This is a genomic window from Streptomyces sp. NPDC028305, from assembly GCF_055569495.1.
This window is the reverse complement of sequence record NZ_JBVHTN010000011.1, coordinates 351,946-366,278: the sequence shown is the minus strand read 5'-3', so window position 1 is coordinate 366,278 and position 14,333 is coordinate 351,946. Positions and strand designations below refer to the sequence as shown.

Below are 14,333 nucleotides of genomic sequence, written 5' to 3'. Positions count from 1 at the left end.
GTCATGCTCTGCATGCGCCCCCGTACTCATGTCGAGCGATCCTCACCCCTCGGTCTTTGGTTCTACGACCATCACTCGACCGGGCGGTCGGCCGGCCGCACCGGCCGAGGGCCGGGACGCGTCAGGAGTCGAGATAGGTCAGCACCGCCAGCACACGGCGGTGATCCCCCTCGCTCGGCGACAGCCCGAGCTTCAGGAAGATGTTGCTGACGTGCTTCTCGACCGCGCCGTCGCTCACCACCAGCTGCTTGGCGATCGCCGAGTTCGTACGGCCCTCGGCCATCAGACCCAGGACCTCCCGCTCGCGCGGGGTGAGCCCGGCCAGCACGTCCTGCTTGCGGCTGCGCCCCAGCAGCTGCGCCACGACCTCCGGGTCGAGCGCGGTGCCGCCCCGGGCCACCCGCACCACGGCGTCCACGAACTCACGGACCTCGGCCACCCGGTCCTTGAGCAGATAGCCGACCCCGCGGCTGTTGCCCGCCAGCAGCTCCGTGGCGTACTGCTCCTCCACGTACTGCGACAGCACCAGCACACCGAGTCCGGGGTGGTCGCGCCGCAGACGGACGGCCGCCCGGATCCCCTCGTCGGTGTGGGTCGGCGGCATCCGTACGTCCGCGACCACCACATCCGGCAGCGTGCCCCCGTCGGCCAGCTCCCGGATCGACCTGATCAGGGCGTCCGCATCGCCGACCCCGGCGACCACCTCATGCCCTCGGTCGGTCAGCAGGCGGGTCAGCCCCTCCCGGAGCAGCACCGAATCCTCGGCGATGACCACCCGTACCCTGTCCTCCACAGCCCGCCCCCACTCGTCGGATCCTCGACCCCCAGCATCCCAGGGATCGGGCCCGCCCGGCGCCACCCACGCTCACCTGAGCGGAACGGGGGAGCGGGGGAGCGGGGCGGGGGTGCGGCGGCGGGAGCGCGGCGGCGGGGGTGCGGCCGCGGGTCACTCGCGCCAGGGCAGCTCGGCGGTGATGGAGGTCGGGCCGCCGGCCGGGGAGTGCACGACGAGGAGGCCGTCGACCGCGCCCAGCCGCTCGGCCAGCCCGGCCAGCCCCGACCCGGCCCTGGCGTCCGCCCCGCCCCGGCCGTCGTCCGAGACCTGGAGCATCACCCGGTCCTCCGAACGCCACACATCCACGGCGCCCGTCCGTGCCCCGCTGTGCTTGCTGATGTTCTGGAGCAGCTCGGAGACGGTGAAGTAGGCGATGCCCTCGATGGCGGGCGCGGGCCGCTCGGGCAGGTCCACCGTGACCTGCACCGGCACCGTGCAGCGGGCCGCCAGGGCTGACAGGGAGGGGCCGAGACCCCGGTCGGTGAGGATCGCCGGGTGGATGCCGCGGGCGAGGTCGCGCAGCTCCTGGAGCGCCAGCTTCACCTCGCCGTGCGCCTCGTCCACCATCCGCGCCGCCGCCTCCGGGTCCTCCTGGAGCTTCTCCTTCGCCAGCCCCAGATCCATGGCGAGGGCGACCAGCCGGGCCTGGGCCCCGTCGTGCAGATCGCGCTCGATGCGGCGCAGGTCCGCCGCCGCCGTGTCCACCACCACGCCCCGGTCCGACTCCAGCTCCCACACCCGCTCCGCGAGCCGCGAGGGGCCCAGCAGCCCGGAGACCATCAGCCGGTCGACCGAGGTAAGACCCCGGATCACAAACGGCGTCACCAGCAGCAACAGCACCCCGATGACGCAGGTGGCGGCTATCTCGAACGGGGTGTTCAGAAAGAAGCCGCGGCCGTCGTGCTCGAAGATCTGCGCGCCCGGCTGGTCGGTGTAGGTGGGGAAGACCCACCACCACAGCGGATAGACCGCGAACGCCCACGCGGTCACCCACAGCGTCAGCGACAGGACGAAGGCGAAGATCGCCCACGGGAAGTGGATCAGCGAGTAGATGACATGGCGCCATGAGGTGCCGCTCCTGATCAGCGCGCTCACCCAGGCGAACGGGCCGGACTTGCGCGATCCGCGGGTGATCGCCCGCACCGGCTCGGGGTCGGCGACCTCCAGCCGCAGCAGCGACCGCGCGCGGGCCCGTTCCATGGCCCCGAGCGCCCGGCACCCCGCCAGGGCGACACCGAGCACCGGAATGCCGAGGAAGGTGATCAGGAGCCCCACGCCGAGCGCGAGCATCGTGATCGCGTAGCAGAAGGTGACCAGGGCCACCGGAAGGCTGAGCATCAGATACAGGAACTCGCGCCAGACACGGGCCTGGAAGGGTGCCCGCAGTGCCGCGGGCACCAGGGAGCCGCGGGGCTCGGCCCCCGGCCCGTACGGTTCGTATGCGGTGGCCATCTCTCTTCCGTTCTCCCAAGGGTGAGGCTGGTGCCCGGTGGTGCGCGGCCTGACGTACCACCAGGTTCCCGGAACGGGGCCGGTGGGGCCATGGAGCAAGTAGGCGTCTTGACTGTGGGGTTAGCCCTACCGTCACGGTGGTCCTGGGCCTCATACCCGCCCCGCGCCGCCGGACCTCGCCCCGCGCCGCCGGACCCCGCCGTGCGAAGCTACGCCTTCGCCGTCCCCCGGTCGCGCCACGGCAGCTCGGCGGTCACGGCCGTCGGGCCGCCCACCGGCGAATCCACCGTGAACAGGCCGTCGACCGACCCGAGCCGCTCGCCGAGCCCGGCCAGGCCGCTGCCCCCGACCGGGTCCGCGCCGCCGCGCCCGTCGTCCCGCACCTGGATCAGCAGCCGCTCCTCCGACCGCCACACCTCGACATCGGCCATCCGTGCCCCGCTGTGCTTGCTGATGTTCTGGAGCAGCTCGGAGACGGTGAAGTAGGCGATGCCCTCGATGGCGGGCGCGGGCCGCTCCGGCAGGTCCACGAGGACCCGCACCGGCACCGTGCAGCGCGCCGCGACCGACGACAGCGCCGCGTCCAGGCCCCGGTCGGTCAGCACCGCCGGGTGGATGCCGCGGGCGAGGTCGCGCAGCTCCTGGAGTGCCAGCTTCACCTCGCCGTGCGCCTCGCCGACCATCGCGGCCGCCGCCTCCGGGTCCTCCAGCACCTTCTCCTTCGCCAGCCCCAGGCCCATGGCGAGGGCGACCAGCCGGGCCTGGGCCCCGTCGTGCAGATCGCGCTCGATGCGGCGCAGGTCCGCCGCCGCCGTGTCCACCACCACGCCCCGGTCCGACTCCAGCTCGGCGATCCGCCGCTCCAGCTCGTCGGAGGGGGACAGCAGCGCGCGCACCATCGCCCGGTCGGCGTTCGTCAGGCCCCGGGCGATCCAGGGCAGCACGGGCCAGGCGACGAAGAGGGAGACGAGGGTGACGCAGAAGGTGAGCACCGCCCAGGGCAGCCGCATGATGGCGTACAGCGTGGTCCGCCAGCCCACCGGATCCCGCAGCCGCGACCAGAGCCAGACGAAGAAGCCGCCGCCCGGACGGGCCCGCCACTGGCTCGGCTCGTCCACGCGCACCCCCAGCAGCGCGCGGGCGCGCCGCCGCTCGAACGCGCCGTACAGCCGGCTGCCGTGCAGCCCCAGGGCCAGCAGCGGCAGCCCCACCACGGTGACCGTCAGCCCCAGGCCCAGGGCGAACCACACGATGGCGCAGGCGAAGCCGAGGACGCCCACGGGCAGATTGGCGAGGAGGTGGGCGATCTCCTTCCAGGTCTGCGCGGGAAAGCCGAAGGCGGGCGGCCGGGGCAGCCGCTCCTCGCCCCCGTCGGATGAACTCGAGGTCATGGGGCCAAGATTGCCGCCCCGGCCCCCGCCCCGCCATGGGGTAGGTCGCCATACGTGGGTAGGGGTAACCCCACCGCATCCCGGACGGGCGGCTCACCTGGACGGCGGCAGGGCCTACACTCCCGTGCGTACGCAGCGTCGAACACACGGCTTCGACTGCGAATCCGACGGACAGCAGGCGGGACAGGGAGCGAGGGGCGGACGTGCCGGAGGCGACGACCGTGCACACCACAGCCATGCCGCTCGCGGCCGACTACTACCAGGGCTACTCGGTGGTCGGCCTGCTCGCCGTGGTCGGCGCGCTCTTCGTCGCCGTGGCCTTCGGGGCCGGGCGGCTGCTGCGGCCCGTGGTGCCGACCCCGGAGAAGCTGCTGACGTACGAGTGCGGGGTCGACCCCGTCGGCGAGGGCTGGGCCCACACTCAGGTCCGCTACTACGTCTACGCTTTTCTGTATGTGATTTTCGCGGTGGACTCGATCTTCCTCTTCCCCTGGGCGACGGTGTTCGCCGCACCGGGCTACGGCGGAACGACGCTGGTGGAGATGTTCGTCTTCCTCGGCTTCCTCGCCGTGGGCCTGCTGTACGCCTGGAAGAAAGGCGTCCTGGAATGGACGTGACACCGAACCCCGCCCCCGCGCCGGCCCCCACACCTGTGGATCTCCCGGAGCCGCGCCGCCTCGGGGCGCTCGCCAGACTGGCCCCCGAGCCGATGAAGGTGGTCCTGAACTGGGGCCGCCGCTACAGCCTGTGGGTCTTCAACTTCGGGCTGGCCTGCTGCGCCATCGAGTTCATCGCCGCGTCGATGGCCCGCCACGACTTCATCAGGCTCGGCGTGATCCCCTTCGCCCCCGGGCCGCGCCAGGCCGACCTCATGGTGGTGTCCGGCACGGTGACGGACAAGATGGCGCCCGCGGTGAAGCGGCTGTACGAGCAGATGCCCGAGCCGAAGTACGTCATCTCCTTCGGTGCCTGCTCGAACTGCGGCGGGCCGTACTGGGACTCGTACGCGGTCACCAAGGGCGTCGACCAGATCATCCCCGTCGATGTGTATGTGCCGGGCTGCCCGCCCCGGCCGGAGGCGCTGCTCCAGGGGATCCTGAAGCTTCAGGAGAAGATCGCGCGCGAGTCGCTCGGCGAGCGGTACGGGCGTGACGGCGGGGCCGCCCGGCCGTCCGCCTCGGCGCTGCGCAGCGGCCTGGTCGCGCCGCCCGCCCCGGCCGCCCCGTCCGCCGCCACGGACACGGAGGAGGGCACGCCGTGACCGCGCCCGACGACCGGAACCGCCCTGCCGATGCCGATGCCGATGCCGATGCCGTTGCCGAGACTGCCGGGGCCGCCGGGGCTGCCGCTCAGCCGCCGGTCGGCTGGCTGCCGCGGCCTGCCGCCGAGCTGTTCGGCGAGGGCGCGGCGGCGGCGGAGGCGTACGGGCTGCTCACCGTCGACGTCCCCGCCGACGCGTGGATCGCCGCGCTGGAGACCGCCCGCTCCGCGCTGGGCTGCACCTACTTCGACTGGCTGAGCGCGGTCGACGAGCCCGGCGAGGGCTTCCGCGTGGCCGCGCATGTCGTCGCCCTCGGACCGGCGACCGCCGCCGCGCCCGAGGCTCCCGCGACTCCCGCCGTGCGCGGGCTGCTCGTACGCACCACCGTCCCGCACGACGCGCCCGCCCTGCCGACCGCGACCGGCGTCTACGCGGGCGCGGCCTGGCACGAGCGCGAGACCCACGAGATGTTCGGCATCGACTTCCCCGGCCACCCCCACCTCGCGCCGCTGCTGCTCCCGGACGGCTTCGAGGGGCATCCGCTGCGCAAGGACTTCGTCCTCGCGGCACGGGTCGCCAAGGCATGGCCCGGCGCGAAGGAACCGGGGGAGTCCGAGGCCGCCCACGCGCCCAGACGGCGGCAGATGCTGCCGCCCGGCGTCCCCGACCCCAACGAGTGGGGCCCCCTCAAGGGCCAGCTCCCCCCTGCCCCCGCCCGCCCGGCGCGCGCGGCCCGCACAGCGGGCGCGGCAGGCGCAGCAGGTGCCGGGGGCGAGCGCCCGGCGCGCCGGGCCCGCAGCGCCTCCGCGGGCTCGGCCGGCCAGCGCGCCGCCACGGGCCCCGAGACATCGGCGGAGGAGGCCGCCCGGCCCGCGCGCCGGGCCCGCAGCGCGAGTGAGGGCTCGGCGAGCCAGCAGGGCACGAGTACGGAGACAGCGGCGGGCACGTCCGCGGAGGGGGCGCCGGGCGGCGCCGCCCGGCCCGCGCGCCGGGCCCGCAGCGCGAGCGAGGGCTCGACGAGCCAGCGCGCCGCGACGGGCGGTCAGGCCCAGGCGCGCGCGGACCGCCCCGCCGCCCGCCCGCGCTCGACCGACGCCCCGTGGCACCACGCCCGCCCGGCCCGGGACGAGCCGACGGCTCCCGGCTCCTCCGCCTCGGCGGAAGACGGCACAGGGACCGCCGCCGAGGGCGCCGCCGAACCGCCGCGCTCGGACGCTTCCCGTCCGTCGCAGGCCGTTCCGGGCGTCGCGTCGCCGTCGCGCGGTGAGGCGGCGGGCTCTGCCGCCGGGGCCGGGCCCAAGGCGCCCGCCACGGGCGGCCCCGTCCCCGGCGACGAGGAACAGCCTCGCGCGGGGGCAGCCGGTCAGGCTGATGGGCCGGACGGGCCCGAGCCCGCGCCCGGCGCCGCCGCTGCGCCGGAAATCGGTGCCGAGCCGCCGTCCGGCACCGGGGCGGACGGCGACCCTGCCGCACCCGACCCCGACAACGACGACCCGGCGGGAGGCACCGCGTGAACGACGTCCTGGACGTCGCGCTGCGACTGCTCGCCGTGCTGCTCGCCTTCCTCGTGCTGCCGCTGGTCGTCGGGCAGACCGAGCACAAGGTCATGGCCCATATGCAGGGCCGGCTCGGGCCGATGTACGCGGGTGGGTTCCACGGGTGGGCCCAGTTGGTCGCGGACGGGGTGAAGTTCGCGCAGAAGGAGGACGTCGTACCGGCCGGTGCCGACAAGCGGGTCTTCCAGCTCGCGCCCGCCGTCGCGCTCCTGCCGTATCTGCTCGTCCTCGTCGCGATCCCGGTCGGGCCGGGCGCCGTGGGCCGGTTCATCGACGCGGGGATCTTCTTCGTGCTCGCCGTGATGGGCGTCGGCGTGCTGGGCTCGCTCATGGCGGGGTGGGCGTCGGCCAACAAGTTCTCGCTGCTCGGCGGGTTGCGTACGGCCGCGCAGCTGATGGCGTACGAGCTGCCGATGCTGCTCGCCGCCGCCTCCGTGGCCATGGCCGCGGGCACCGTCTCGCTGCCCGGCATCCTCGACGCGTTCGAGTGGTGGTGGGTGCCGTGGCAGATCGTCGGCGGGCTGGTGTTCTTCACGGCCGGGCTCGCCGAGCTTCAGCGCCCGCCCTTCGACGCGCCGATCGCCGACTCCGAGATCATCTTCGGTGCGTACACCGAGTACACCGGGATGCGCTTCGCGCTGTTCCTGCTGGCCGAGTACGCGGGCATCGTGGTGCTCTGCGGGCTGACCACGGTGCTGTTCCTGGGCGGCTGGCACGGTCCGTTCGCCGATGACCTGGGCTGGGTGTGGACGCTGCTGAAGACGGCGGTGCTCGCCTTCGTGGTGATCTGGCTGCGGGTGAGCTATCCGCGGCTGCGCGAGGACCAGCTCCAGAAGCTCGCCTGGACCGGCCTCATCCCGCTCGCACTGGTCCAGATCGCCCTCACCGGCGTCGTCAAGGTGGTGATCTCCTGATGGGCATCCCCGGTTCCGGTCTGGCCAAGGGCCTGGCCGTCACCCTGCGCACGATGACCCGGAAGGCGCACACCGCGCAGTACCCGGACGTCCAGCCCGAGCTGCCGCCCCGTACCCGCGGCGTCATCGGGCTGTTCGAGGAGAACTGCACGGTCTGCATGCTCTGCGCGCGCGAATGCCCGGACTGGTGCATCTACATCGACTCCCACAAGGAGACGGTGCCGCCGGCCGCGCCCGGCGGGCGCGAGCGCAGCCGCAATGTGCTGGACCGGTTCGCCATCGACTTCGCGCTGTGCATGTACTGCGGCATCTGCATCGAGGTGTGTCCTTTCGACGCGCTGTTCTGGTCGCCGGAGTTCGAGTACGCGGAGGAGGACATCCGCGACCTCACCCATGAGCGCGACAAGCTCCGCGAGTGGATGTGGACGGTGCCCGCGCCGCCCGCGCTCGACCCGGGCGCCGAGGAGCCGAAGGAGATCGCCGCGGCCCGCAAGGCCGCCGACAAGATCGCCGCGGCCGAGGCGGCGCAGGCCGCGCAGGCCACGGGCACGGACACGGACTCCGGCCGGGACGGAGCGGCCTCGTGAGCGCCGCAACGCAGCTCGCGGCCGCCGGGCATGGCTTTCTGTCACCCACCGGTGTGGAGATCGCCTTCCTTCTGGTCGCGGTCGTGACCCTGGGCGGGGCCGTTGTCACCGTCACCACCAAGCAGTTGGTGCACGCCGCGCTGTGGCTGGTGGTCACGCTCGGCGGGCTCGCCGTCGAATTCCTCCTCCTCACGGCGGAGTTCATCGCCTGGGTGCAGGTGCTGATCTACGTCGGCTCCGTCGTCGTCCTCATCCTGTTCGGGCTGATGCTGACCAAGGCGCCCATCGGCCGGTCGCCGGACGCCGATTCGGGCAACCGCCCGGCCGCCCTGGCGGTGGCCGTGGCCTCCGCGGGCGCCCTGGTCTGGGTGGTCGTGGACGCCTTCCGGGCCACCTGGATCGACGTCGGGGAAGTGCAGGGGTCCACCAAGGTCACCGGTGAGAGCCTCTTCCGGCACTGGGTGCTGCCGTTCGAGGCGCTGTCCGTGCTGCTGCTCGCCGCGCTCGTCGGCGCGATCGTGCTGTCCCGGCTGCGCTCCGCCCAGCGGACCTCGGGCACCCCGTCTCGCGCAGGCGGCTCGCGCGCAGGCGGCTCCCGCGCCCCCGAGAAGGAGGGCTGATGCACCTCGCCTACCCCGCCGTGCTCGCCGCCCTCCTCTTCTGCACCGGCCTGTACGGCGTCCTTGCCCGCCGCAACGCGATCCTGGTGCTGATGTCCGTTGAGCTGATGCTCGGCGCCGTCAACCTCAACCTCGTCGCCTTCGACGTCTGGCTCCGCGACACGCTGCACGCGGGCCAGGCCCTCACGCTGTTCGTCATCGCCATCGCCGCCGCCGAGATCGGCATCGGGCTGGCCATCGTCCTCCTCGTCCACCGCGACCGCGGCACCGCCGACATCGACAAGCTCCGGGGCCTCGCCGAGCCCCCGCCCACCGAAGACAGCGTGACAGCCGCCACTGACAACGCCACTGACAACGGCGCCGACAACGGCCCAGGCGACGGCGCCGGCCAGGGAATCCCCGCCCGGAGGCAGACCGCGTGACGACCACGACCGCCGCCGTCCTCGTCCCCGTCCTGCCCTTCCTCGGCGCCCTTGCCGGACTGCTGCTGGGGCGCCGCGCCCCCGGTTTCGTACGCCCCCTCGCGGTGCTGCCGACCGTCGCCGCGACCGCCCTCGCCGTCCTCGTCGCCGTACGGCAGGGCGGCGGCAAGGGAGCCGTGGACGCCGCGACCCGGCTCACCGTCACCGGCTCGCTCCCCATCGATCTCGCGCTGCACATCGACGGCTTCGCCGCGCTGGTCGCGGTCCTGGTCGGCGTCGTGGCGTGCTGTGTGCAGATCTACTCGACCGGCTATCTGCGCGACGACCCGCGCTACCCCTCGTACGCCGCGCTCGTCTCCCTCTTCACCGCCGCGATGCTGCTGGTGGTCTACTCCGACGACCTGATCGTGCTGCTCGTCGGCTGGGAGGTCATGGGCATCTGCTCGTACTTCCTGGTCGGCCACTACTGGGAGACCGCGGCCGCGCGCTCCGCCTCCCTCAAGGCGTTCCTGGTCACCAAGCTCGGCGATGTGCCGTTCCTGATCGGGATCTTCGCGCTGGCGACCGACGCCGGTACGTTCCGCATCAGCGTCATCTACACCCGGCTGACCTCCTCCGTCGCCGACTTCCAGCTCGACCACCCCACCCTGATCGCGCTGCTGCTGCTGGCCGGGGTCGCGGGCAAGTCGGCGCAGTTCCCGCTGCACACCTGGCTGCCGGACGCGATGGCCGGCCCCACCCCGGTCTCCGCGCTGATCCACGCCGCCACCATGGTCGCCGCCGGTGTCTACTTCATCGCCCGGCTGCTGCCCGTCTTCGCCGCCTCCGCCGCCGCCCTCGCCGTGCTCGCCGTCATGGCCGCGGTCACCATGGTCGGCTCCGCGCTCGCGGCTCTCGCCCAGGACGACATCAAACGCGTGCTGGCCTACTCGACCATCGGTCAGCTCGGCTATATGACCGGCGCGCTCGCGGTCGACAACCGCGGCGCCGCCGTCTTCCACCTGCTGGCCCACGGTGCGTTCAAGGCCCTGCTCTTCCTCGGCGCGGGCGTGATCATCCACGCGGCCGGGACGAACTCGCTGGCCGCGATGTCGCGCATGAGCGGCCTGGCGGGGCGCATCCCCGACGCCTACTGGACGATGACGGTCGCGCTGCTCGCGCTCGCCGCCATCCCGCCGTTCGCGGGCTTCTTCTCCAAGGAGGCCGTCCTCGGCGCGGCCGAGCACGCGGCCACCGGCCACGCCCCGGCCGTCCCGGCGGCCGTCGGCTGGACCGTCCTGGTCGCCGGGCTGCTCACCGCCCTGCTCACGGCCGGCTACGCCGCCCGGCTGTGGCTGCTCGCCTTCCGCGGCAAGGGCACGGAGGCCCCCGACCACGGCCGGCAGCCCGTCGTCATGAACGCCGTCCTGTGGGTGCTCTTCGTCCCCGCCGCCGGGCTCGGCCTGGCCTTCGGCGCCCTCCCGGACTGGTTCGACGGCGAGTCCCTCGCCCCGACCCTCACCACCTCCGTGCTCGGCACCGGGCTGGCCCTCGTCGGCGTCCTCGTCACCTACGGGGCCTGGCGGCACACCACCGCGCCGGCCGCCCGCACCCCGCTCGGCGCCGTGGCCGCCCATCCGGACGCCGAGCCGGCGCTCTCCGAGGCCGAGGCCATCGCCGCCCACGAGCCCGCGTACGGCGACATCGCCGCGGCCGACGACCCGGCCGACCCCGGCCGTCTCCTCCTCGGCCCGCTGCACCGCCACGCGGCGGCGGGCTTCCACCTCGACGCCCTGTACGCCGCGCTGTTCGTACGCCCCGTGCGCGCCGCCGCCCGGCTCGTCGGCTTCCTCGACCGGGCGGTCGTGGAGACCTATGTGCGCGGCGCGGGCGGCGCCCCCCGTCTGCTCGGCGCGGCCGTACGGCGCGCCCAGACCGGCAATGTGCAGACCTACGTCGGCGCGCTGATCGCGGGCTCGCTCGTCCTGGCCGTCGCCGTCCTCGTCGCAGCGGGAGCCTGAGCCGTGAACCACACCGTCCTCCAGTCGCTCCTCGTGGCCCTGATCGCCCTCCCTCTGCTCGGCTCGGCGGCCGCGCTGCTCCCCGCCCCGCCCGGGCTGCGCGGGCGCGGTCCCGACCAGGCCGTGCTCCGGCACGGCGTCACGGTCACCGGGGTCGTCCTGGCCGTCGCCATCGCGCTCGCCGCGGGCTTCGACCACGACCGCCCGGCCGCCATGCAGGCGCAGACCGACGTCAGCTGGATCCCGGCGCTGGACATCCGGATCCACCTCGGCGTGGACGGCGTCTCGCTGCCCCTCCTCGTGCTGACCGCGCTGCTGACCTTCCTGTGCGCCCTCTACGGCTACTTCAACATGCCCGCCGGGCCCTCCCCGAAGGCGTTCGTCGCGCTGCTGCTGCTCCTGGAGGCCGGCAGCCTGGCCACCTTCGCCGTCCTCGACCTGATGCTGTTCTTCCTGGCGTTCGAGACGGTGCTCATCCCGATGTACTTCCTCATCAACCGGTGGGGCGGCGCGGGGCGCGAGCGCGCCGCCTGGAGGTTCATCCTCTACACGCTGCTCGGCTCCGTGATCATGCTGCTCGGCCTCCTCCTGGTCGGGCTCAAGGGCGGCACCTTCGACATGGTGGCCCTCGCCTCCGGCAATGGCGCGAAGCTCAGCCACACCACCCAGCTGATCGCGGTCCTGGCCATCGGCGTCGGCCTCGCCGTCAAGGCCCCCATGTGGCCCCTGCACAGCTGGCTCCCGGACGCCCACACCGCCGCGCCCACCGTCGGCTCGGTCCTCCTCGCGGGCGTGCTGCTCAAGATGGGCACCTACGGGCTGGTGCGCATCGTGCTGCCCATCGCGCCCGAGGGCGCCCACACCTTCGCGCCCTATCTCGCCGCCTTCGCCGCCGTCGGCATCATCTACGGGTCCCTCGCCTGTCTGGCCCTGGCCCGCACCGGGGCCAAGGGCGACCTCAAGAGGCTGATCGCGTACTCCTCCGTCGGCCATATGGGCTTCGTCCTGCTGGGCATCGCCACGCTCACCCCCACCGGGGTCAACGGCGCGCTGTTCGCCAACATCGCGCACGGCCTGATCACGGGCCTGCTCTTCTTCCTCGTGGGCGCACTCAAGGACCGCTTCGGCACCACCGATCTCGACCAGCTCTCCGGCACCGGGGGCGCCGCCCTGTACGGCAGGGCGCCGCGCCTGGGCGGCCTGCTCGCCTTCGCCGCGGTCGCCTCCCTCGGGCTGCCGGGGCTCGCCGGGTTCTGGGGCGAGATGCTCGCCATGTTCGGCGCGTTCGACCCCGCCGACGGGCTGAGCCGCCCCGCCTTCCTCACCTTCATGGCGCTCGCGGGCCTGGGCACCCTGCTGACCGCCGCGTATCTGCTCGTCGTCGTGCGCCGCGTCTGCATGGGCGAGCACCCGGAGACGGAGATGGGCGGGACGCTCACCGGGGCGCCCGCGCACGGGACCGCCGGCGGTCCCTCCGAGACCGCCGCGGGGGCCGCCGAAGCGCCCCCTGGACCGTCCCGCCCCGCCCTGGCCGACGTACGCGGCTACGAGTTCGCCGCCTGGACCCCACTGGTCGTCCTCACCGTCCTCGGCGGACTGTGGCCCGCGGCCATCCTCGGCCTCACCGACCCGGCCGTGCAGCAGCTCCTCGGGGGAGGCCACTGATGACCGCGCTCGCCGGGGGCACCGTCCAGTCCGTCGACTGGCTCGCGATCGCCCCGCCCACCATCGCCGCCGCGGCCGCCCTGGCCGTCCTGGTCGCCGACCTTTTCCTGGCCGAACGGAATAAACCCCTCCTGGGCTGGCTCGCGACGGGCGGCCTGGCCCTGGCCGCGCTGTTCCTGCTGCCGCTCCGCGACGGGGACCGCCGCACCTTCTGCCTGACCTCCGATCCAAACGTATGCAGCTACGCGGCCGACGATTTCGCCGTCGTCATCCAGTTCCTGGTGCTCGGCGGGGCCCTGCTGACGGCGCTGCTGTCGATGAGCGAGGTCCACGAGCGCCGGTCCCCGTCGGAGGTGTCGGAGGGCCTGTCCGGAGGCCGCGAGGGACACAGCAAACTTCCCGCCGGTGAATTCTGGTTCCTGCTGCTGTCCTCCGCCTCGGGCGCGGCCCTCCTGCCCGCCTCCCGCGACCTGGCCACCCTCGTCGTCGCCCTGGAGGTCGCCTCCCTGCCCGCCTTCGCGCTCGTGGGGCTGCGCCGCGGCGACCGCCTCTCCTCCGAGGCCGCCCTGAAGTTCTTCCTCTCCTCGGTCACCGCGACCGCCGTCATGCTGATGGGCGTCAGCTTTGTCTACGCCGCCACCGGCAGCCTCCACCTGTCCCGGATCGCCGGCGCCCTCGGCCACACCGACCCGCGGCTGGCCACCCTCGCCCAGGCCGGTGTCGTGCTCACTCTGGTGGGCTTCGCCTTCAAGACCGCCGCGGTGCCGTTCCACTTCTGGGTCCCCGAGACCTACGTCGGGGCCCCGCTCCCGGTGGCCGCGTACCTCTCCGTCATCGGCAAGGCGGTCGGCTTCTCCGGTCTCATCCTGGTGACGGTCCTCGCCTTCCCCGCGTACGCCGATGTGTGGGGCCCGGCCCTCGCGCTGCTGGCCGCGCTCACCATGACCGTCGGCAACGTCGCCGCGCTGCGCCAGCGCCCCGACCGCCCGCACAGCGCCGTACGCCTGCTGGCCTGGTCCTCCGTCGCCCAGGCTGGCTATCTGCTGGTCCCCATCGCGGCGGCCGGATACGCCGACACCTCGCGCGGCGCGTCCCGCGCCATCGGCTCCACGGTCGCCTACGCCCTCATGTACGCCGCGGTGAACCTCGGCGCCTTCGCCGTCGCCGCCCTGGTGACGCGCACCCACCCCACCGGCCGTCTGGCCGACTACCGCGGCCTCTACGCCGCCCGCCCCCTGGCCGCCCTCGCGCTCGGCTTCTTCCTGCTCTGCCTGGCGGGGCTGCCGCCCGGCGTCATCGGCCTGTTCGCGAAGGTCACCGTCTTCTCGGCGGCCGTCGACGCGGGGCTGGGCTGGCTCGCCGTCGTCATGGCCGTCAATGTGGTGATCGCGCTCTACTACTACCTCCAGTGGACGGCCGCCCTCTTCCGCGCCCCCGCGACCGCCGCCGGGGCCGCGGCCCCGGAGCCGACGGCCCCCGCCGCCCGCGCGGTCCCCGCCTCCCTCACCGTGGTCATCGGCCTCGCCGCCGTGCTCGGCGTCGCGCTGTCCGGGGCCCCGCAGCTCGTCCTGCGCTTCGCCTCCGGCGCCCTGCTCTGACCCCACCCTGAGCCCCCGCCCGAGCCCCCGCC

Annotated in this window: 13 protein-coding genes; 10 read left to right on the top strand and 3 right to left on the bottom strand. The window is 73.8% G+C overall.

All coding sequences use genetic code 11. The annotated features are described in order from the left end of the window. Positions 1-121: 121 nt before the first annotated feature. The 3 genes from ACZ4WQ_RS41555 to ACZ4WQ_RS41545 all read right to left on the bottom strand — a co-directional run bounded on the left by ACZ4WQ_RS41555 (position 122) and on the right by ACZ4WQ_RS41545 (position 3,678). Positions 122-793: a response regulator transcription factor gene (locus ACZ4WQ_RS41555; protein ID WP_311726603.1), complete on the bottom strand. Its 672-nt coding sequence runs from the start codon at positions 791-793 to the stop codon at positions 122-124. A 153-nt stretch (positions 794-946) separates the two neighbouring features. Further along, positions 947-2,287 carry a sensor histidine kinase gene (locus ACZ4WQ_RS41550; protein ID WP_311726604.1) on the bottom strand — a complete coding sequence of 447 codons (1,341 nt, stop codon included), beginning with the start codon at positions 2,285-2,287 and terminating at the stop codon, positions 947-949. A gap of 209 nt (positions 2,288-2,496) precedes the next feature. Further along, positions 2,497-3,678 carry a sensor histidine kinase gene (locus tag ACZ4WQ_RS41545; RefSeq protein WP_385344843.1) on the bottom strand — a complete coding sequence of 394 codons (1,182 nt, stop codon included), beginning with the start codon at positions 3,676-3,678 and terminating at the stop codon, positions 2,497-2,499. A gap of 236 nt (positions 3,679-3,914) precedes the next feature. On the opposite strand from ACZ4WQ_RS41545, the gene ACZ4WQ_RS41540 reads away from it, so the two are divergent. From ACZ4WQ_RS41540 to ACZ4WQ_RS41495, 10 genes are read left to right on the top strand one after another with little or no spacing between them, the layout of a single operon-like run. Next, positions 3,915-4,295 carry an NADH-quinone oxidoreductase subunit A gene (locus ACZ4WQ_RS41540; RefSeq protein WP_311726760.1) on the top strand — a complete coding sequence of 127 codons (381 nt, stop codon included), beginning with the start codon at positions 3,915-3,917 and terminating at the stop codon, positions 4,293-4,295. After that, positions 4,286-4,939 (top strand): NADH-quinone oxidoreductase subunit B, encoded by a 654-nt coding sequence (locus ACZ4WQ_RS41535; RefSeq protein ID WP_311726606.1) that lies wholly within the window; start codon positions 4,286-4,288, stop codon positions 4,937-4,939. Before ACZ4WQ_RS41540 ends, ACZ4WQ_RS41535 begins: the two co-directional genes overlap by 10 nt. Next, positions 4,936-6,453, top strand: coding sequence for an NADH-quinone oxidoreductase subunit C (locus ACZ4WQ_RS41530; protein WP_398377119.1), 1,518 nt, complete (start codon positions 4,936-4,938; stop codon positions 6,451-6,453). The genes ACZ4WQ_RS41535 and ACZ4WQ_RS41530 overlap by 4 nt, the downstream gene beginning before the upstream one ends. Beyond that, entirely contained in the window at positions 6,450-7,409 is a 960-nt protein-coding gene (locus ACZ4WQ_RS41525; protein WP_311726608.1) for a complex I subunit 1/NuoH family protein, read from the top strand. Before ACZ4WQ_RS41530 ends, ACZ4WQ_RS41525 begins: the two co-directional genes overlap by 4 nt. Next, on the top strand, positions 7,409-7,996 hold the full coding sequence (locus tag ACZ4WQ_RS41520; RefSeq protein WP_311726609.1) for a NuoI/complex I 23 kDa subunit family protein: 588 nt from the start codon (positions 7,409-7,411) through the stop codon (positions 7,994-7,996). The genes ACZ4WQ_RS41525 and ACZ4WQ_RS41520 overlap by 1 nt, the downstream gene beginning before the upstream one ends. Further along, complete coding sequence (locus tag ACZ4WQ_RS41515) at positions 7,993-8,616, top strand: NADH-quinone oxidoreductase subunit J (RefSeq protein ID WP_398377120.1); 624 nt, start codon at positions 7,993-7,995, stop codon at positions 8,614-8,616. The genes ACZ4WQ_RS41520 and ACZ4WQ_RS41515 overlap by 4 nt, the downstream gene beginning before the upstream one ends. Continuing rightward, a complete protein-coding gene (gene nuoK, locus ACZ4WQ_RS41510) occupies positions 8,616-9,038 on the top strand; it encodes an NADH-quinone oxidoreductase subunit NuoK (protein ID WP_311726611.1) in 423 nt (140 codons plus the stop codon). The genes ACZ4WQ_RS41515 and nuoK overlap by 1 nt, the downstream gene beginning before the upstream one ends. Next, positions 9,035-11,038, top strand: coding sequence for an NADH-quinone oxidoreductase subunit L (locus tag ACZ4WQ_RS41505; RefSeq protein ID WP_398377122.1), 2,004 nt, complete (start codon positions 9,035-9,037; stop codon positions 11,036-11,038). The genes nuoK and ACZ4WQ_RS41505 overlap by 4 nt, the downstream gene beginning before the upstream one ends. 3 nt (positions 11,039-11,041) lie before the next feature. Next, positions 11,042-12,703 (top strand): complex I subunit 4 family protein, encoded by a 1,662-nt coding sequence (locus tag ACZ4WQ_RS41500; protein ID WP_361187562.1) that lies wholly within the window; start codon positions 11,042-11,044, stop codon positions 12,701-12,703. Further along, the gene (locus ACZ4WQ_RS41495) at positions 12,703-14,301 is read left to right on the top strand and encodes an NADH-quinone oxidoreductase subunit N (protein WP_311726614.1); all 1,599 of its coding nucleotides are present in this window, start codon (positions 12,703-12,705) and stop codon (positions 14,299-14,301) included. Before ACZ4WQ_RS41500 ends, ACZ4WQ_RS41495 begins: the two co-directional genes overlap by 1 nt. Positions 14,302-14,333 lie beyond the last annotated feature (32 nt).

Excerpts from the sequence above, each read along its gene's own strand:
- ACZ4WQ_RS41550 (WP_311726604.1), bottom strand. The coding sequence starts at position 2,287 with ATGGCCACCGCATACGAACCGTACGGGCCGGGGGCCGAGCCCCGCGGC.
- ACZ4WQ_RS41545 (WP_385344843.1), bottom strand. The coding sequence starts at position 3,678 with ATGACCTCGAGTTCATCCGACGGGGGCGAGGAGCGGCTGCCCCGGCCG.
- ACZ4WQ_RS41540 (WP_311726760.1), top strand. The coding sequence starts at position 3,915 with ATGCCGCTCGCGGCCGACTACTACCAGGGCTACTCGGTGGTCGGCCTG.
- ACZ4WQ_RS41535 (WP_311726606.1), top strand. The coding sequence starts at position 4,286 with ATGGACGTGACACCGAACCCCGCCCCCGCGCCGGCCCCCACACCTGTG.
- ACZ4WQ_RS41520 (WP_311726609.1), top strand. The coding sequence starts at position 7,409 with ATGGGCATCCCCGGTTCCGGTCTGGCCAAGGGCCTGGCCGTCACCCTG.
- nuoK (WP_311726611.1), top strand. The coding sequence starts at position 8,616 with ATGCACCTCGCCTACCCCGCCGTGCTCGCCGCCCTCCTCTTCTGCACC.
- ACZ4WQ_RS41495 (WP_311726614.1), top strand. The coding sequence starts at position 12,703 with ATGACCGCGCTCGCCGGGGGCACCGTCCAGTCCGTCGACTGGCTCGCG.